General features: G+C 64.7%; 15 protein-coding genes and 1 tRNA gene. 9 read left to right on the top strand and 7 right to left on the bottom strand.

Translation table 11 applies throughout. The features are described 5' to 3' along the window. The first annotated feature begins 7 nt into the window (after positions 1–7). From OEZ71_RS02590 to OEZ71_RS02580, 3 genes are all read left to right on the top strand, one after another. On the top strand, positions 8–931 hold the full coding sequence (locus OEZ71_RS02590; protein WP_263738361.1) for an ABC transporter permease: 924 nt from the start codon (positions 8–10) through the stop codon (positions 929–931). Positions 932–944: 13 nt separating this feature from the next. After that, complete coding sequence (locus OEZ71_RS02585) at positions 945–2,573, top strand: ABC transporter ATP-binding protein (RefSeq protein ID WP_412175605.1); 1,629 nt, start codon at positions 945–947, stop codon at positions 2,571–2,573. Between the two features lie 196 nt (positions 2,574–2,769). Then, positions 2,770–2,856 (top strand) — tRNA-Leu (locus OEZ71_RS02580). A gap of 26 nt (positions 2,857–2,882) precedes the next feature. Here the strand turns inward: OEZ71_RS02580 and OEZ71_RS02575 are convergent. Then, a complete protein-coding gene (locus OEZ71_RS02575; protein ID WP_263738359.1) occupies positions 2,883–3,341 on the bottom strand; it encodes a MarR family winged helix-turn-helix transcriptional regulator in 459 nt (152 codons plus the stop codon). Positions 3,342–3,529: 188 nt separating this feature from the next. Here OEZ71_RS02575 and OEZ71_RS02570 point away from each other — a divergent pair, with 188 nt between their 5' ends. From OEZ71_RS02570 to OEZ71_RS02545, 6 genes are all read left to right on the top strand, one after another. Further along, positions 3,530–4,417, top strand: coding sequence for a UPF0280 family protein (locus tag OEZ71_RS02570; protein ID WP_263738358.1), 888 nt, complete (start codon positions 3,530–3,532; stop codon positions 4,415–4,417). After that, complete coding sequence (locus OEZ71_RS02565; protein ID WP_263738357.1) at positions 4,414–5,001, top strand: amino acid synthesis family protein; 588 nt, start codon at positions 4,414–4,416, stop codon at positions 4,999–5,001. Before OEZ71_RS02570 ends, OEZ71_RS02565 begins: the two co-directional genes overlap by 4 nt. Beyond that, positions 4,967–5,845 (top strand): FAD binding domain-containing protein, encoded by an 879-nt coding sequence (locus OEZ71_RS02560; protein ID WP_263738356.1) that lies wholly within the window; start codon positions 4,967–4,969, stop codon positions 5,843–5,845. The genes OEZ71_RS02565 and OEZ71_RS02560 overlap by 35 nt, the downstream gene beginning before the upstream one ends. Continuing rightward, positions 5,842–8,541, top strand: coding sequence for a molybdopterin-dependent oxidoreductase (locus OEZ71_RS02555; RefSeq protein ID WP_263738355.1), 2,700 nt, complete (start codon positions 5,842–5,844; stop codon positions 8,539–8,541). The genes OEZ71_RS02560 and OEZ71_RS02555 overlap by 4 nt, the downstream gene beginning before the upstream one ends. A 28-nt stretch (positions 8,542–8,569) precedes the next feature. After that, the gene (locus OEZ71_RS02550; protein WP_263738354.1) at positions 8,570–10,018 is read left to right on the top strand and encodes a 6-hydroxynicotinate reductase; all 1,449 of its coding nucleotides are present in this window, start codon (positions 8,570–8,572) and stop codon (positions 10,016–10,018) included. A gap of 61 nt (positions 10,019–10,079) precedes the next feature. Next, positions 10,080–11,243, top strand: a complete 1,164-nt coding sequence (locus OEZ71_RS02545) for an aminotransferase class I/II-fold pyridoxal phosphate-dependent enzyme (protein WP_263738353.1) — start codon at positions 10,080–10,082, stop codon at positions 11,241–11,243. Between the two features lie 186 nt (positions 11,244–11,429). On the opposite strand, the gene OEZ71_RS02540 is transcribed toward OEZ71_RS02545, so the two are convergent. The 6 genes from OEZ71_RS02540 to OEZ71_RS02515 all read right to left on the bottom strand — a co-directional run bounded on the left by OEZ71_RS02540 (position 11,430) and on the right by OEZ71_RS02515 (position 17,665). Then, positions 11,430–12,626 (bottom strand): amidohydrolase family protein, encoded by a 1,197-nt coding sequence (locus OEZ71_RS02540; protein WP_263738352.1) that lies wholly within the window; start codon positions 12,624–12,626, stop codon positions 11,430–11,432. Between the two features lie 101 nt (positions 12,627–12,727). Further along, entirely contained in the window at positions 12,728–13,684 is a 957-nt protein-coding gene (locus tag OEZ71_RS02535; RefSeq protein ID WP_263738351.1) for an ABC transporter ATP-binding protein, read from the bottom strand. After that, positions 13,681–14,658: an ABC transporter ATP-binding protein gene (locus OEZ71_RS02530; protein WP_263738350.1), complete on the bottom strand. Its 978-nt coding sequence runs from the start codon at positions 14,656–14,658 to the stop codon at positions 13,681–13,683. The genes OEZ71_RS02535 and OEZ71_RS02530 overlap by 4 nt, the downstream gene beginning before the upstream one ends. 4 nt (positions 14,659–14,662) lie before the next feature. Next, entirely contained in the window at positions 14,663–15,556 is an 894-nt protein-coding gene (locus OEZ71_RS02525) for an ABC transporter permease subunit (protein WP_263738349.1), read from the bottom strand. Position 15,557: 1 nt separating this feature from the next. Beyond that, positions 15,558–16,565 carry an ABC transporter permease subunit gene (locus tag OEZ71_RS02520; RefSeq protein ID WP_263738348.1) on the bottom strand — a complete coding sequence of 336 codons (1,008 nt, stop codon included), beginning with the start codon at positions 16,563–16,565 and terminating at the stop codon, positions 15,558–15,560. After that, positions 16,565–17,665, bottom strand: a complete 1,101-nt coding sequence (locus OEZ71_RS02515) for a M24 family metallopeptidase (RefSeq protein WP_263738347.1) — start codon at positions 17,663–17,665, stop codon at positions 16,565–16,567. Before OEZ71_RS02515 ends, OEZ71_RS02520 begins: the two co-directional genes overlap by 1 nt. Positions 17,666–17,705: the final 40 nt, after the last annotated feature.

Here is a 17,705-nt window from a genome sequence, read left to right as displayed (position 1 = left end):
GTCAATGATGTCTGTACTGATCACCCTTTTCTGGATCGCTGTCGTTATCGCCGGGGCGCTGGCCTCGGGCTGGGTCTTCCGCACCGCCGTCATCGCGCTTTCGCGCGGCAATCTGCGCAAGGCCATGCGCACCGCGCCGCTGACCGCCGCTTTCGGGATGCTGATCATCCTGCTTTACATCCTCGTGGCGGTCTTCGCCCCGGTGATCGCACCCTTCGCAGAGCGTGAGGTCGTGGGCGGCCAGTTCCTGCCATGGGAGGCGCCGCATATCTTCGGCACAGACAACCTCGGGCGCGACATGTTCACCCGTCTCGTCTACGGGGCGCGGAACACGGTTGGCATCGCCTTCATGACCACGGCGCTCGCCTTTTTCATCGGTTCGATCCTCGGGCTTCTGGCGGCCACCGTCGGCGGCTGGCTGGACCAGATCCTCAGCCGGGTCGTCGATATCCTGATGGCGATCCCGTCGCTGATCTTCTCGCTCCTGCTTCTGACGATCTTCGGCACCTCGGTCATCACGCTGATCCTCGTCATCGCCGTCATCGACTCCACCCGGGTCTTCCGGCTGGCGCGGTCGGTGGCGCAGAACATCGTGGTCATGGATTATATCGAGGCTGCACGGCTCAGGGGCGAGGGGCTCTGGCGGCTCATCACACGCGAGATTCTGCCGAACGCCATGGCGCCCCTCGTTGCAGAGTTTGGCTTGCGCTTCTGCTTCGTCTTCCTCGCCATCTCGGCGCTCTCGTTCCTTGGCGTCGGCATCCAGCCGCCGACCGCTGACTGGGGCTCCATGGTGCGCGACAACGCGGCGTTGATCACCTTCGGCGATGTCACGCCGCTTCTGCCCGCCGGTGCCATCGCGCTTCTGACCGTGGCGGTCAACTTCGTGGTGGACTGGATGCTGCACCGCGCCAGCGGGTTGAAGGAGTAAGGCGATGAAAGACATGAAGGAAAAGCCCGTCCTCCTGACGATGCGCAACATTCAGATCGAAGGCCGTTCGGATGAAACCTGGTCGCCGATCATCAAGGGCGTGGACCTGACGCTGAACAAGGGCGAGGTGCTGGGCCTGATCGGAGAATCCGGCGCCGGCAAGTCGACGCTGGGTCTTGCCGCGATGGGGTTCACCCGCGATGGCTGCCGCATTTCCGGCGGCACGATCGACTTTGACGGCATCGACCTGATGAAGGCGTCCGAGGCCACGAAACGCGGCCTCAGGGGCAAGCGCATCGCCTATGTCGCGCAATCGGCGGCGGCCAGCTTCAACCCGGCCCACAAGCTGATCGACCAGTACAGCGAGGCGCCGGTCCAGCACGGTGTCATGGGGCGAGGCGAGGCAGAGCATGACGCGGTGGAATTGTATCGCCGTATGCAACTGCCGGACCCGGATGAGATCGGCTTCCGCTATCCGCATCAGGTGTCGGGCGGCCAGTTGCAGCGCGCGATGACCGCGATGGCGATGGCCTGCCGCCCCGACCTGATCATCTTCGACGAGCCGACAACCGCGCTCGACGTGACGACCCAGATCGAGGTCCTTTCGGCGATCCGCGATATCGTGGCGCAGTTCGACACGGCGGCGATCTACATCACCCACGACCTCGCGGTCGTGGCGCAGATGGCCGACAAGATCAAAGTGCTCCTGCGCGGCGACGAGGTGGAGGAAGCCGATACCCGGACCATGCTCGCGAGCCCGAAAGAGGCCTATACCAAGACCCTTTGGGCCGTGCGCAGCCATGCCCGCGCCACCCAGCCGCCGGTCGAAAAGGGCACGGTTCCGGTCGTTTCGGTCAAGGGGGTGACGGCGGGCTATGGCCAGGTCGACATCCTGAAGAACATCAACTTCGACATCCACAAGCGCCGCACGGTTGCTGTCGTGGGTGAAAGCGGGTCGGGCAAATCGACAGCGGCGCGGGTGATAACCGGGCTTTTGCCACCGCGACAGGGGCAGGTCCTGTTCAACGGCAAGGCCCTGCCGCCCGATTACCGGCAGCGGAGCCGGGATCAGTTGCGGCAGGCGCAGATGATCTATCAAATGGCCGATACCGCGCTGAACCCGAAACTGCGCCTGCGTGAACTGATCGGCCGCCCGGCGCAGATGTATCTCGGGCTTCAGGGCAAGGCCCTGACCGCACGTATCCGCGACCTCCTGGATCTGATCGAACTCGAACCCGACAAGTTCATCGACCGTCTGCCGTCAGAGTTGTCGGGTGGTCAGAAGCAGCGGGTGGGGATTGCAAGGGCGCTGGCGGCCGAGCCGCAATTCATCATCTGCGACGAGGTGACATCGGCCCTCGACCAGCTTGTGGCCGAAGGCATCCTGAAGCTTCTCGACCGGCTCCAGACCGAATTCGACCTCGCCTATATGTTCATTACCCATGACCTCGCCACCGTGCGCGCCATCGCCGATGAGGTCGTCGTGATGCAGCGGGGCCGGGTTGTCGAACAGGGGCCGAAGGACGAGATGTTCCAGCCGCCCCACGACCCCTATACCGAACTGCTTCTCTCCTCGGTCCCCGAGATGGATCCGGACTGGCTGACCAAGCTTCTGAAGGAACGGGCGGAAAAGGCCTCCTGATCGGGTGTAAGGTGGATTTTAACCGACCTTGCCCGGGGCCGGTCCGAACAGCACCTCCGCAGTCTTGGTACATCGGTCCCATACCGGAAAAGGCGGCGCCGGTCTTTTTTGTGCGAGGCCGAAAATCCCCCTTCACATTGCCAGAGCGTTTGGCTAAGAAGCGCCCACCTCGCCCGGGGCATCACCTGGGCCCGGTGCGGTTGTGGCGGAATTGGTAGACGCGCAGCGTTGAGGTCGCTGTGGGCTAACCCCCGTGGAAGTTCGAGTCTTCTCAACCGCACCACTCCTACCCTTTCAGGATCGGTGCCTTCAAAGCTTATCAAGCAGGACCAGAAGCCGCGCGCGTTCGCGCGGGGTGAGGTTGCGCAATGTCCGTTCCGAAATCTGCGCCGCAATCGGAACGACATGATCGAGCACCGCGCGGCCCTCATCCGTCAGCGAGATTTCGATCCGCCGACGGTCCGTGGGCGAAGGTGCGGTGGCGATCATCCCCTTCCGGCTCAGTCGTTCCACAACACCCTTGGTCGTCGCGGCATCCATCGCCACGAGACGGCCCAACTGGTTCTGCGATGTCGTGCCCTCATCCTTCAGCTTCGCCAGAACCGCGAACTGGCGCGGCGTGAGGTCCGGCATTTCCGACGCGAAAATCTCCAGATGACGCTGGTTGGCCAGCCGCAGCTTGAAGCCGACCTGGTCTTCGAGGCGATATTCCGGCTTTTCCGTCACGTTGGTCCATTCCCGGCTGATCGTGGATGACGTTAGGTTCACTTGTGACTCTAAGGCTTCGTCCGATAATGACAAGTCAATCTGAAAGTGTGAAAACTACACTGTCGAAACTGTTTGACAGCAAACGTTTTTGGAGTGGTAATCGGTGGTGAGTCCAAAGCCCCGACCGCAGGGGCATGATGAGTTGAGGCCGGCCGATGACTGCCCCAGCCATTTCCGTCCAAGCTGACATGCCTGCCCGATCCACGGTTGGCGGGTACCGGCCGTGGGTCGGGCGCACCCCAAAAGGCGGGCGCCTGCGGCTCGTGCAGGGGCCGATTGACCTCATCCTCGATCTCAAGGGGCCTGCGGATGCGGTCCGTGCCGCCGAGGCGCGGGCGGCCGGGGCGTTCGAGGGGCTTCTCGAACGGCTCGTCGCCGAACTGCCCGTTCTGCGCGAACCCGCCGGGAAGGGGGCATCGCCGCAAGGCCGGGTGGCCCGCGCCATGGCGTCGGCGGTCGCACCGTTCCAGCCGGACTTCATCACGCCAATGGCCGCCGTCGCGGGGGCGGTGGCCGATCACATCCTTGCCGCCATCACCGCAGAGGGCGCGCTCGAAAGTGCGGCGGTGAATAATGGCGGCGATATCGCGCTCTGGCTGACAGGTGCGGCACGCTACCGGATCGGAATCGCCGATGGCCGCCCCGGCACGGCGCCCCTCGCTCTGATCGGCATTGGTGCCGGGGACGGGATCGGCGGCATCGCCACTTCCGGCTGGCGCGGACGCAGCCATTCGCTCGGCATCGCCGAAGCGGTGACGGTGCTGGCACACAATGCCGCTGCGGCGGACGCGGCCGCCACGATGATCGCCAATGCGGTCGATCTGCCCGGCCATCCCGGCGTCAGCCGCCGCCCGGCGCGCGATCTTGCGCCGGACAGCGATCTGGGGACCCGGCTGGTCACGGTGGATGTCGGCCCGCTGACCCTGGGCGACCGGGCCAGGGCGCTCGACGCGGGTGCAAGATATGCGACAGAGGTGATCGGGCGCGGATTGGCGCGCGCCGTTTTCCTGTCGCTTCAGGGAGAGGTTCGGTCAGTCGGCGCGGACCTTCCGGCCATTAGGGAGGAAAAGCGATGACACAGGCGAAGATCCGCAAGATCGTGACCGTGGTCGAAGAAGTGCGGAGCGAGATGGGCCAGCCGATTTCCCCGCCCACCCGCCGCGCGGCCGCCATCGCGGTGATCGAGAACCCGTTCGCGGGCCGCTACGAACCCGACCTAGAGGCGCTGATGCAGATCGGCGAGGAACTGGGCGGCACTTTGGGCGACGCCTGCGTCAAAGCCTTGGGTATCACGCCCGATCAGGCGCAGAGCTACGGAAAGGCGGCGCTGGTGGGCGAGAATGGCGAGTTGGAACACGCCGCCGCCATTCTGCATCCCCGCCTCGGCGCACCGCTGCGCAAGGCAGTGGAGAAGGGGGCGGCATTGGTGCCCTCGAACAAGAAGCAGGGGCCGATGGGCCATCCTCTGGACGTGCCTCTGGGCCACAAGGACGCCGCCTATGTCCGCTCGCATTTTGACGGGATGGAAGTCAGGGTGAACGACGCCCCCCGCGCCAACGAAATCCTTGTCGCCGTTGCCGTGACCGACAGCGGGCGGCCCCTGCCGCGCGTGGGCGGGCTGACGCATGAAGAGGCTGAAGGCAAGGACGGGCTGCGCTGAGATGGTGGTCTACCGCCCCGAAATTCTGGAAGACGCGCTGGGCTTTCTCGCCGAGGCACCAGCGACCGTGCTGGCGGGCGGAACGGATGTGTTCCCGGCGCTCGGCGACCGCCCCGTGCCGGGGCGGGTTCTGGATGTGACGGCGATTGCCGGGCTGAAGGGAATCACCCGCGACGACGGGCGATGGCGGATCGGGGCAGGGGTGACCTGGGCGGAGCTGATCCGCGCCGACCTGCCCGCAATGTTCGACGGGCTGAAGATGGCCGGGCGGCAGGTGGGCTCGGTCCAGATCCAGAATACCGCGACCATGGCGGGCAATATCTGCAACGCCTCGCCCGCCGCCGATGGGGTGCCTGTGCTCCTGACGCTTGATGCCTCGGTGGAGCTTGCCTCTGACAATGGTCGGCGGGAGGTACCGCTTGCCGATTTCGTGACCGGCGTGCGTAAGACCGATCTCAGGGCGGGGGAGGTGGTGACCGCGCTGCTGGTGCCGGATGTTGCGGGCGACGTCCGGTCGGGGTTCGGGAAACTCGGCAGCCGCGCCTATCTGGTGATCTCCATCGTTTCACTCGCCGGGCTTGTCCGCTTCGACGCTGGTCGCGTGGCCGAGGCACGGCTGGCCGCCGGGGCGGCTTCGCCGGTGCCGATGCGGCTGACTGCGCTTGAAGGTGATCTGATCGGCCTCGGCCCGGATGAGATGGCCGGTGCGGTGCGGGCGGACCATTTCACCGCGCTCACCCCCATCGACGATGTGCGGGCGGGGGCCGACTATCGTCGGGACGCATGCCATACGCTTGCCATACGCTTGCTGGACGCTTGCGGGACAGCCGGAGGACGGTCATGACGGCGCTTCACTTCACGCTGAACGGACAGGAGGTGCGGCACGAGGTGCGGGGGCTGGAGCGGCTGTCCGCCGTACTGCGGCGCGACCTCGGCTGCCTTGATGTGAAGGTCGGCTGCGATGCCGGGGATTGCGGCGCCTGCACCGTTCTGGTGGACGGCGCGCCGGTCTGTTCCTGTATCACATCGGCTCAGCAGGCAGCGGGGCGGCGGGTGGAGACGCTTGCGGGTCTGCGTGATAACTATGATTCCTTTTCAAGACTTTACGAGGCGTTCCTGAACCATGGTGCGGCGCAATGTGGTATCTGCACGCCCGGCATGATGGTGGCCGCGACCGCCCTTCTACGCGACAATCCGACACCCTCCGAACCTGAGGTGGAGGACGCCTTGGGGGGTGTTCTCTGCCGCTGCACCGGCTACCGAAAGATCATCGACGCAGTGATGGGCGCGGCCTCACCCGCCGAGGACCGCACCAGTGTCGGGGCCGGGATCGTCCGTCTCGACGGTGCCCGGAAGGTCGAGGGGCGCGAGGTCTTCAGCGACGATGTCGCGCCGGATAACGCATTGGTTTTAAAGGTAATCCGCTCACCTCATGACCACGCTCACTTCACTTTCGGTGACCTTGAGTCATGGCGTAGGGCCCATGGACTCGACCTGATCCTGACCGCGCGGGATGTGCCGGGGCGGAACCTCTTCGGCACCATCCCCGGCTTCATCGACCAGCCGGTCTATGCCGAGGAAACCGCCCGGTTCCGGGGCGAGGCCGTTGCGGCGGTCGTTGGCCTGGCCGAGAGCGTGATGGCACTGGATTTGTCGTCTTTCCCAATCACTTGGATACCCATAGACGCAGCCCGCGAACCCAAAGATGCGAAGACGTTGGAGCCCTTCCACGAGGGCCATGCCGCGAATGTCATGTGCCGGGGCTTCGTGAAGAAGGGCGATGCAGAGGCGGCGCTCGCAAGGGCCGATATTGTCGTTGAGGGGGAGTTCGAGACTCGTTTCATCGAACACGCCTATATCGAACCCGAGGCGGGCTATGCCGACTGGGTGGACGGGCGGATCGAGGTCCATGGCGGCACGCAGGCCCCGGTCATGGCGCGGGATTCCGTGGCCGAGATTCTGGGGCTTTCCCCCGACGCGGTGCGGGTGGTGCCGACCGCAGTGGGCGGCGGCTTCGGATCGAAGCTCGACATCTCCTTCCACCCGCATGTCGCGCTGGCCGCCTGGCATCTGAAACGCCCGGTGTGGATGACGTATTCACGTTCGGAATCAATGGCCTCGACGACGAAGCGACATCCGGCACAGATGCGGGTGCGGGTGGGGGCGACGCAGGATGGCAAGCTGTCGGGCTTTGCCTTTGATGGCACCTTCAACACCGGCGCGCATTCTTCCTGGGGGCCGACCGTGGCCAATCGCGTGCCGGTCCACGCGGGCGGGCCCTATGCCCATGCGGATTATGTCGCGCATACGGAAGGCGTGTACACCAACTGCGTTCCTGCCGGCGCCTTCCGTGGTTTCGGGGTGCCTCAGGCCGCCATCGCGCAGGAGGCGTTGTTCGACGATCTGGCTGAAAGGCTCGGGCTGGACCGGCTGGAGTTCCGGTATTTAAACGCGCTCGACAACGGTATTCCGACCGCCACGGGGCAGGTCTTCGACGGGGCGGTAGGGATCAAACCGTGTCTGGATGCCTTGCGTCCTGCGTGGGTTGCCGCGTTGGAGAATGCGAACAAATTCAATGCTCAGTTCGGCGTTCTTCGCAAAGGCGTGGGAATCGCCTGCGGCTGGTATGGCTGCGGCAATACCTCGCTGCCGAACCCGTCGACGATCCGTGCAGGGATCACGGGCGACGGGCGGATCGTCCTGCATCAGGGGGCGATGGATATCGGTCAGGGCGCCAATACGGTCATCGCCCAGATCTTCGCCGAGGCGCTCGGTGTGGACGTCCGGAATGTGGACCTGATTGGTCCCGATACCGGAGTGACGCCCGATGCCGGCAAGACCTCCGCCTCGCGCCAGACCTATGTCTCGGGCAATGCCGCGCGGCTGACGGGGCTGGCGCTGCGCGCCGACATCCTGCGGCTGACGAACGCGACAGAGGGGCGCATTGCCCTCGCTCCGGGAGAGGTGAGAGTGACCGCGCCGGACGGCACCCTGCATCATGCCGCGCTGCCTGCTGGCGATGGTTATGTGATCGAGGCGGCAGAGACATATGACCCGCCGACCTCGCCTCTGGACGAAAACGGGCAGGGCGTGCCCTATGCCGTTTACGGCTATACCGCGCAGATGGTGGAACTGACGGTGGATACTGAACTTGGCACCGTGACGCTCGACCACATCCATGCCGCCCACGATGTCGGACGCGCGATCAACCCGGTTCTGGTTGAGGGGCAGATCCATGGCGGCGTGGCGCAGGGGATCGGGATGGCGCTGATGGAGGAATACATTCCTGGCCGGACCGACAACCTGCACGACTACCTCATCCCGACGATCGGGGACGTACCGCCGATCACCTCGCATATCGTGGAGGTCGCCGACCCCAATGGACCTTACGGTGCAAAGGGGCTGGGTGAACATGTGCTGATCCCGACGGCACCGGCGATCCTCTCGGCGATCCGGCATTCTTGTGGCGCAAGGGTGACGCGGCTGCCGGCTACGCCCGATCGGATCCTGGCTGCGATCCGCGCTGCAAGGGAGGGTTAAGTTGGTAAAACAAGCCGTTGAATCCCGTATGAAAGACAAGATCCGTTGCGATGCCTGTCCGGTCATGTGTTACATCGCCGAGGATCGCGCCGGGGCCTGTGACCGCTATGCCAATGAGGGCGGTGAGCTGGTGCGGCTCGACCCGTTCACGGTGCTGGAGGCGGCGAAAGAGGGCGACGGTCAGGTGGTGCCTTTCCTGGAGTTGGAGGCGGGCGAGTGGGACGGCGACCTGCTAAGGACTGACCGGCCCTTCATCACCGCGATTGGCGCCGGCACAACCTATCCCGACTACAAGCCCGCCCCCTTCATCGTGGCGCAGGATCATGATGGCGTCGACATGGTCACCATCGTGACCGAGGGGATATTTTCCTATTGCGGGGCCAAGGTGAAGATCGACACCGACCGCTATCTGGGGCCCGAGGCGGCACCGGTGAGGGTCGATGGCGAGCCCATCGGCCATGTGATGACGGCCGAATACGGCTCGCAGATGCTGTCCTTGGGCGGCGTGCATCACCTGACGGGTGGCGGCAAGAAGGAAGGCCGGGTCACCTGCGATGCGCTTCTGCGCCTGTGCAACCGCGAAGCGGTGGAGATGAGTATCGACGGCGGGGCCGACGTTGTGTTGCAGGCGGGCAGGCCGCCTGTCGTGAATGGCGAGGAAGAACATCTGATGCGGGTCGGCTGCGGGTCCGCGACAATCGGCATGTTCGCCAAGCAATGGCATGGGCTCGTGGATGAGGTTGTGGTGGTGGACGATCACATCACCGGCGTCCTTTCCGAACATCAGGCGGGCAAGGTTCTGGGGATCGAGCCTACCGGGATCAAGATCCTCGGCCACAAATCGACGCCCGGCCGCTATTTCCGCGTGGCGGAGCCGGGAACCGGCTGGGGCGGCACGAATATTCTGGACCCGCTGACGATCCTCGGGCCATGGCGGGCGCCCGCGCGGCCGGGCCTGACGCTGCTTATGGTTTCGACCACGGGTGAGCAGTATGGGTACTATGTGCTCGACGCCGATCTTCGGCCGGTGCAGACAGACCTGCCGGAGCGCCTCAGACAATCGGTTGAGAGGATCGCGGAGAATTGCGAGCCGTCGATGACATCGGTCGTCTTCATGGGCGGGGCTGGCGGGTCTCTGAGGGCCGGGGTGACGGAGAACCCGGTTCGGCTTACGCGGTCGGTGCGCGAGGCGGTGACGAATGTGACCTGCGGCGGGGCGGAGTGCTATATCTGGCCCGGCGGCGGTATCACCTTCATGGCCGATGTGACCGAAATGCCGTCGAACGCTTTCGGCTATGTGCCAACGCCGGCGCTGGTGGCGCCGATCGAGTTCACCATGCGGCTTGACGATTACGCCGCGCTTGGGGGCCATATGGGTCAGGTCCGCCGGGTCGAGGAGATCGCGGGTGAGATCGAACGCAGGGTCATCAAGACCCCGCCGTTGCGACCGGGAAAACGTGACGCCAGCCGCGACTGACGCAGGGCTATTTTATGACTATCGCGGCCGTTTTTTTGGGCCGCAGAGATGGGAGGAGCGAATGCCAATCGTATCAGAGGGCGCGCGCCGCGCAGGTGAGGCCATCCGGGTCGTCTCGGAATTCGCGGAGCAGTTTCTTGAGGAGGACGGCCAGCGGGCCGACTTCACCTTCGGCAATCCGCATGAGCGTCCCCTCGCGGGCCTCGTCGATGCGATCAAGACCGCGGCCGAACCGCATACCAATGACTGGTTCGCCTACAAGACGAGCGTCGAGAGTGCGACAGAGACGGTGGCCGCGGCGTTGAGCGCCGAGTTGCGCCTGCCGTTCAAGGCGGCCGACGTGACGATGACGCAAGGCGCGTTCAAGGCGATTGCGCTGGCGTTCGACGTGCTTCTCAACCCCGGCGACGAGGTCATCCATCCCAAGCCTGGCTGGTTTGCTTATTCGCCGATCCTTGCCCACCGGGGCTATGTCAGCGTGCATACCCCGCTCGACCCCCAGACATACGACCTCGACCTTGACGCGATCGAACGGGCGATCACCCCGCGTACGCGGATCGTCGTCGTCAATACGCCGCACAACCCGACCGGGCGGATCTATTCGCGCGCCCGGCTCAAGGAACTGGCCGCATTGCTGGACAAGGCATCGGAGCGTATCGGCGCGCGCATCTTCATCCTGTCGGATGAGCCCTACCGTCGGATCCGGTTCGACGGCGTGGGCTTCACCTCGCCGGCGGAGGTCTATCCATGGACGCTGATCGATTACAGCTACGGCAAGATCCTTTTGTCGCCGGGACAACGGATCGGTTACCTCGCGCTCAGCCCTCTGATGCCCGAGGCCGACAGGGAGGCGCTGCGGGCGGCGATCTTTCCCACCCAGACGGCGCTAGGCTGGGGGTTCCCGGATGCGACGATGCAATACGCGATCCCGGAACTGGAGAAGCTGTCGCTCGACATCCCGGCGCTGACCGCAAAGCGTGACCGGCTGGTCGGGTCGCTGAGGCAGTGGGGGTATCGGATCACGGAACCCGAGGGCACCTTCTATCTCTGGGGAGACGCGCCGGGGGGCGACTCGCTGGCCTTCGCGCGGCGTCTGGCCGAGAAGAACGTCTTCGTCATGCCGGGGACGCTGTTCGACTGCCCGGCGCAGTTCCGCATCTGCCTTACAGCGACGGCAGAGATGGTGGAATTCGCCCTGCCTGCCCTCCGGGACGCTGCTTTCTGATCAGGCGGCGCTGCCTGTTGAGGAAAGTGCGGGTGGGATCGAGCGGAAGGTGGACCGTGCGGCGAGACCGGTAGGTGTTTTCAGATTGAGCGCCCGCAAGCGGGCGCACGACATCTGTCGCACGCGGGCAGGGCCCGCGCGCTCCGGTTTGCCTCCGGCGGGAGTATTTTCGGACAGAAAGTGGAATCAGGTTTCGATCACTTCCGGCAGTCGGGTCGCGGGCGGGGTGTTGCGGCTGCGGGTGGTGCGGACGATGCCATCGATCACCGTCATGCCGACGCCGGGCAGGTTGCCCTGATGGACCGAGCCGAGCATAGAGCCGCCCGGTGCGTGCTGGGCCATGTCGACGAGGACGAAGTCGGCGGCCTTGCCCGGTTCGATGATGCCGCAGTCGAGGTCGCGCATTCGTGCGGTGTTGCCGGTGGCGAAGCAGAAGGCAATCTCGGGCGGGATATCGCCGAGGCTGGAGAGCATGGCGATCATGCGCAGGATGCCCAAGGGTTGGACGCCGGACCCGGCGGGTGCGTCGGTGCCGAGGATGATGCGTTCGGGCTGGCCGAGTTCGAAGGCGGTGCGCATGGCGAGGAGGCCCGCGCGTTCGTTGCCGTTATGGACGATCTCGATGCCCCTCAGGCAGCTTTCGCACAGGCAGGTGATCTGGTCGTCGGGCAAAGCTGTATGTCCGCCATTGATATGGCCGATGATGTCGGCGTCCGCCTCCAGCACGACATCCTTGTCGATGAGGCCGGAGCCGGGGATCGAGGGGCCGCCGGTATGGATCGTCGACTGGATGCCGTATTTACGTGCCCATTTGACCATCTGGGCCGCCGTCTCGCCTGCCTTGACCGAGCCGAGGCCGACCTCGCCCAGAAGTTTGACGCCCGCATCGGCAAGGTCCTTGAAGTCGCTCTCGACCATGCCCTCTTCAAGCACCGGCGCGCCGGAATGGACCTTGACGCCGGAGGGTCGGAAGTTGTCGTACCAGCGCTGCGAGGCGATCGCCATCGCCTTGAGGCCGACGATGTCCTTCGGCCGGCCCGGCGCGTGGACCTCTCCGGCCGAGATCATCGTGGTGACGCCGCCGTGGAGACACGAGTCGATCCAGTTCAGCTGTTGCTGGCGCGGCGTGTAGTCGCCGATGACCGGGTGGACATGGCTGTCGATGAGGCCGGGGCAGAGGGTGACGCCCTTGGCATCGACCACGGTCGTCGCGCGGTCGGTGTCGAGGTCCTTCTCATAGCCCACCGCCGTGATCCGGTCGCCGTCGCAGACCACGCAATCGCCGTCGATCAGCGGTTCCTCGATCTTGCCCGACAGGATCTGGCCGATATTGCGGATGACAAGCTTCGTCTTGCCGGTGGCGGCGGGCGTGGGATCAGCCATGGGACCATCTCCTTGACGTCATGTCCTGGATGGTCCCACAAGAGCTGTTTGCAGGCAAATGGTTTGGCGCGGGGTTAGGTTGGTTTTCAACCCACCTTCCGTCAGGCTTCGGGGAAGAAGCAGGCGGCGGGATGCCCCTCATCTCCAAGTGTTGGACGTTCGGCGCGGCACTTGTCTTTCACCTTCCAGCAGCGCGGGGCGAATGCGCAGCCTGCGGGCACGTTCAGCGGCGAGGGCAGTTCGCCTTCGAGCTTGATCCGGGTCTTCTTCGCCTTGGGGTCGGCCATCGGCGTCGCCGAGAGGAGCGCCTTGGTATAGGGGTGGCGCGGCTTTGCGAAGATCTCGGCCTTGGGGCCGACCTCGACCGGGCGGCCGAGATACATGACGATGATGTCGTCGGCCATGTGCTTCACCACCGACAGGTCATGGCTGATGAAGAGGTAGGCGAGGCCGAGCCGCTCCTGCAGGTCCACCAGAAGGTTCAGGATCTGGCTCTGGATCGACAGGTCGAGCGCCGAGACGGGTTCATCCAGCACCAGCACCTTCGGTTCCAGCATCAGCGCGCGGGCCACTGCGATGCGCTGGCGCTGGCCGCCGGAGAACATGTGCGGGTAGCGGTCGAAATGCTCAGGGCGCAGGCCGACGAGCTTCAGCATGTCGCGCGCCTTGGCCTCGCGTTCGGCGGCTGGCATGTCGGGGCGGTTGATCTTCAGGGGTTCTTCAAGGATCGAGCCGATCCGCTGGCGCGGGTTCAGCGAGCCGTAGGGGTCCTGAAAGACGATCTGCACGTCGGCGCGGTGTCGCGCCCAGGTCTCGGGCGTCACGTTATCGCCGCCGATGGCGAAGGTGCCGGAGGTCGGCTCCTCGATCATCGTGATGAGGCGGGCGAGAGTGGATTTTCCACAGCCGGACTCGCCGACGACGGCCAGCGTCTTTCCGGGTTCAAGCTTGAAGCTCGTCTCGGATACCGCGCGGACGGTGCCGCCCTTCGAGAATAGACCGCCCTTCACGTCGTAGTGGCGGGTGAGGTTTTCAGCGACGACGACGGGGGTGTTCATGCCGTGACCTCCGCTTTGGCGTTCAGGGGATAGTGGCAGCGGGCGAGGCCGAGTTCCGGGCCGCAGGGCGCGGGCGGCGTGCTGCGGCATCTGTCATCCGCGAACTGGCAGCGGGGCGAGAAAAGGCAACCCGCCGGCCGGTCGAACTGGCCGGGCACGACGCCGGGGATCGTCGGTAGTTTGCGCGAGGTGGCGCGTTCAGGGAGCGCGGCCAGAAGTGCGGCCGTATAGGGGTGGTGAGGCGTCTCAAAGAGATCGCCGACGGGCTGTTCCTCCACCTTCTGGCCGGCATATTGCACCTGAACCCGCTCAGCGGTTTCGGCCACGACGCCCATGTCATGGGTGATCAGGATCAGTGCCATGCCGGTTTCGCGTTGCAGGCCCGTGAGCAGGTCGAGAATCTGCGCCTGAATGGTTACGTCGAGCGCGGTTGTCGGCTCGTCGGCGATCAGAAGTTTCGGGCTGCACGCAATCGCCATCGCGATCATCACCCGCTGGTTCATGCCGCCCGACAACTGGTGCGGGAAGGCCTTCAGCCGGTCTTCGGGTGCGGGAATACCAACCATCTCGAAAAGCTCGACGGCCTTGGCGTGGCGTTCCTTCGCATCGAGCCCGAGATGCAGACGCAGGGCTTCCTTGATCTGGAACCCGGCGGTGAAGCAGGGGTTGAGGGAGGACATCGGCTCCTGGAAGATCATCGCCATGTCCTTGCCGATGATCTTGCGGCGCTGACGGTCGGAAAGCCCGCGCAGGTCCTGGCCGCCGAAGCTCATCACGTCCGCGGTAATCGTCGCAGTCCAGGGCAGTAGGCCCATCATGGCGAGCATGGAGACAGATTTTCCCGAGCCGGATTCGCCGACGATGGCGAGGATGTCGCCGGTATCGACAGAGACGTCGACACCATCGACGGCACGGAACTGGCCCGAGGCGGTGGCAAAATCGACCGAGAGGTTGCGGATATCGAGAAGGGGCATCGCGTCAGCTCCGCTTCAGTTTCGGGTCGAGCGCATCGCGCAATCCGTCGCCCATCAGGTTGATGGCCAGAACGGTGATCAGGATCGCAACGCCGGGCCATGTCACAACCCACCAAGCGCGCAGGATGAACTCGCGCGCCTCGGCCAGCATCGTGCCCCATTCGGGGGTGGGGGGCTGCGCGCCCATGCCGAGAAAGCCGAGCGCGGCGGCATCGAGGATGGCGGTCGAGAACGACAGGGCGGCCTGCACGATGATCGGCGAGAGGCAGTTCGGCAGCACGGTGACGAACATCAGCCGCGTCTGCTTCGCGCCGGCGACACGGGCCGCCGTGACGTAATCCTTCGACCTCTCTGACAGCACGCTCGCGCGTGTGAGGCGCACGTAGTGCGGCTGGAGCACGATGGCGATGGCGATCATCGCGTTGGTGAGGGATGGACCGAGGATCGCGACCAGAACCAGAGCGAGCAGCAGGGACGGGAAGGCGAGGATGATGTCCATCACCCGCATGATGATCGTATCGACCCATTTCGGCGCAAAGCCCGCCAGAAGGCCGATGACGATCCCGCCAGAGGCTGCGAAGGCCACGACGATGATGCCGACATAGAAGGAATAGCGCGCGCCGTGAAGCAGCCGCGAAAGCATGTCGCGGCCGACAGCATCGGTGCCGAGCGGATAGGTGAGGGAACCGCCTTCCTGCCAGAAGGGCGGTTGCAGAAGCGCGTCGCGGAATTGCTGGGTCGGGTCGTGCGGCGCGAGGATCGGCGCGAAAAGGGCCACCGCGATGAAGGCGGCGAAGACCCAGAGGCCGATCACGGCGCCGCGGTTTTCTCGGAAATAGTACCAGAATTCCGACAGGCGGCCGGGGCGGGCGGTGGCGGTTGCGGTCGTGTCGGCCATGTCAGCGCTTCCGGATCTTGGGGTTGATGAGGCCGTAGAGCACGTCCACGGTCAGGTTCACGATCATCACCATGACGGCGATCAGAAGAAGGCCGCCCTGAACGACCGGGTAGTCGCGGCGGAAGATACTGTCGACCATCCACTTACCGATGCCGGGCCATGAGAAAATCGTCTCGGTCAGGATCGCCCCGGCCAGAAGCGTGCCGACCGAAAGGCCGATCACGGTGATGACCGGGATCAGTGCGTTACGAAGCGCGTGGATCCCGTTGACGCGACCGGGCGCGAGGCCCTTGGCGCGGGCGGTGCGGATATAGTCTTCGCTTAGGACCTCAAGCATCGCCGAGCGGGTCTGGCGGGCGATGACGGCCAGCGGAATGGTTCCCAGGACGATCGTTGGCAGGATCAGGTGATGCAGCGCCGACCAGAATGCGCCCTTCTGATCCGACACAAGCGCATCCCAGAGCATGAAGCCCGATGGGTCGTTGAAGTAGTAAAGCAGGCTGATCCGGCCGGAGACGGGCGTGATCCCGAGCATACCGGAAAAGACGATGATCAGCAGGAGCGCCCACCAGAAGATCGGCATCGAATAGCCGACGAGGGCTGTCGACATCAGCGTCCGGTCAAAGAGCTTGCCCCGGTTCACCGCCGCGATTACACCCGCCGGAAGGCCAAGCGCGACAGCGAAGATCATCGCGCAGATCGAGAGTTCCAGCGTGGCGGGGAAAAGCGCGAAGAACTCGTCCCAGACCGGCTTTTTGGTCACGAAACTCTGCCCCAGATCGCCCTGCACGACACCGCCGAGATAGTCGAGGTACTGCTGCCAGATGGGCCGGTCGAAACCGAACTGCTGAACCAGTTCCTGATAGCGTTCCTCGCTGACCCCGCGTTCGCCCGCCATGACGATGATCGGATCGCCCGGCAGCATGCGGATGAAAGCAAAGGAAATGACCGTCACGCCGAAGAAGGTCGGCAGAAACGTCAGAAGGCGCGAGAGGAGATAGCGGAGCATCAGCCGACGACCTTGAGTTCTTTCGGGAAAGTGGTGAGCGAGCGGGAGCCGGTTTCGGTGACGAGGACGTCATCCTCGATCCTAACACCAAAACCGCCGGGTCCGGTGCGGTAAAGTCCGGGCTCATTGGTAAAGACCATTCCGGGTTCCAGCACCTGAGGATTGCCGCGCATGATATAGGGGGCCTCGTGCACGTCGCGCCCGAGGCCATGGCCGGTCTTGGTGCGGATGCGGTCGGCGAAGGGCGAGGCTTCCAGCACCGAAATGACGGCATCGTCGACATCATGGGCGGTTGCGCCGGGTTCGGTCTTGGCATGTCCCATCAGGTTGGCGCGCAGCACCGTGTCATAGACCGCCTGCGCCTCATCCGTGGCATGGCCGACAAAGACGGTGCGGGTGATATCGGCGCAGAAGCGGTGTTTCTTGGCGCCGAAGTCGATCAGGAGCGCATCGCCCGGCTGGATTTCATAATCGTCGCGGGCATGGGCATGGGAATGGGCGGAGTTGTCCGAGGCGGCGACCAGTGCGCCAAAGGCCTGATCGTCGGCGCCATGGGCGAAGAGGGCGGCGACGAGGATGCGTTCGACCTGGGTCTCGGTCATGCCGGCCCTGACCTGATCGAGCGTTTCGCCAAGCGCGGCCTCGGATATCCGGATCGCCTCGGAAAGTGCCGCAATCTCTTCGCGCGTCTTTTTCAGCCGCAAACCGGCGATCTGGTATTCGGCATCAACGACATTCAGGCCAGGATTTGCGGCGGTCAGCGCGTGATGGGTGAAGACCCGCATGACCTGACCCTCGACGGCGACCGAGCCGAGCGGCAGGTGCCCCGCCATCGCGGCGAAGGCATCATTGTAGCCGGTCTGGTCGCGCCAGTCGAAGACTTCGCCTTCGAAACCGAGCTTGGCGAAGGAGGTCAGTTCGAGATTGGGGACAAGGGCCGCGGGTGTCCCCTCGGCCGGAATGACGATGACCATCGGCCGTTCGTTGGTGCCGAAAGACGCGTCATAGAGGCGTTCGAAATTCGGCCCCGGCACCAGTGCCACGGCATCAACACCCAAATCGCGCGCAATCGCACGATGTGCGGCGTAACGGTCGGTCATGAATGGGCTCCCCCGGAAAGAAAGGGCGGGGCCGAAATGG

It is taken from the genome of Albidovulum litorale (assembly GCF_025751495.1).
Taxonomy (GTDB): Bacteria; Pseudomonadota; Alphaproteobacteria; order Rhodobacterales; family Rhodobacteraceae; genus Albidovulum; species Albidovulum litorale.
Note: the sequence above shows the minus strand (reverse complement) of the source record. Positions and strands in the feature narration are given on the sequence as shown.

What these genes read in the sequence shown, in the direction of transcription:
- OEZ71_RS02590 (WP_263738361.1), top strand. Translation starts at nt 8, where the DNA reads ATGTCTGTACTGATCACCCTTTTCTGGATCGCTGTCGTTATCGCCGGG.
- OEZ71_RS02585 (WP_412175605.1), top strand. Translation starts at nt 945, where the DNA reads ATGAAGGAAAAGCCCGTCCTCCTGACGATGCGCAACATTCAGATCGAA.
- OEZ71_RS02570 (WP_263738358.1), top strand. Translation starts at nt 3,530, where the DNA reads ATGCCTGCCCGATCCACGGTTGGCGGGTACCGGCCGTGGGTCGGGCGC.
- OEZ71_RS02565 (WP_263738357.1), top strand. Translation starts at nt 4,414, where the DNA reads ATGACACAGGCGAAGATCCGCAAGATCGTGACCGTGGTCGAAGAAGTG.
- OEZ71_RS02560 (WP_263738356.1), top strand. Translation starts at nt 4,967, where the DNA reads ATGAAGAGGCTGAAGGCAAGGACGGGCTGCGCTGAGATGGTGGTCTAC.
- OEZ71_RS02555 (WP_263738355.1), top strand. Translation starts at nt 5,842, where the DNA reads ATGACGGCGCTTCACTTCACGCTGAACGGACAGGAGGTGCGGCACGAG.
- OEZ71_RS02550 (WP_263738354.1), top strand. Translation starts at nt 8,570, where the DNA reads ATGAAAGACAAGATCCGTTGCGATGCCTGTCCGGTCATGTGTTACATC.
- OEZ71_RS02545 (WP_263738353.1), top strand. Translation starts at nt 10,080, where the DNA reads ATGCCAATCGTATCAGAGGGCGCGCGCCGCGCAGGTGAGGCCATCCGG.
- OEZ71_RS02540 (WP_263738352.1), bottom strand. Translation starts at nt 12,626, where the DNA reads ATGGCTGATCCCACGCCCGCCGCCACCGGCAAGACGAAGCTTGTCATC.
- OEZ71_RS02535 (WP_263738351.1), bottom strand. Translation starts at nt 13,684, where the DNA reads ATGAACACCCCCGTCGTCGTCGCTGAAAACCTCACCCGCCACTACGAC.
- OEZ71_RS02530 (WP_263738350.1), bottom strand. Translation starts at nt 14,658, where the DNA reads ATGCCCCTTCTCGATATCCGCAACCTCTCGGTCGATTTTGCCACCGCC.
- OEZ71_RS02525 (WP_263738349.1), bottom strand. Translation starts at nt 15,556, where the DNA reads ATGGCCGACACGACCGCAACCGCCACCGCCCGCCCCGGCCGCCTGTCG.
- OEZ71_RS02520 (WP_263738348.1), bottom strand. Translation starts at nt 16,565, where the DNA reads ATGCTCCGCTATCTCCTCTCGCGCCTTCTGACGTTTCTGCCGACCTTC.
- OEZ71_RS02515 (WP_263738347.1), bottom strand. Translation starts at nt 17,665, where the DNA reads ATGACCGACCGTTACGCCGCACATCGTGCGATTGCGCGCGATTTGGGT.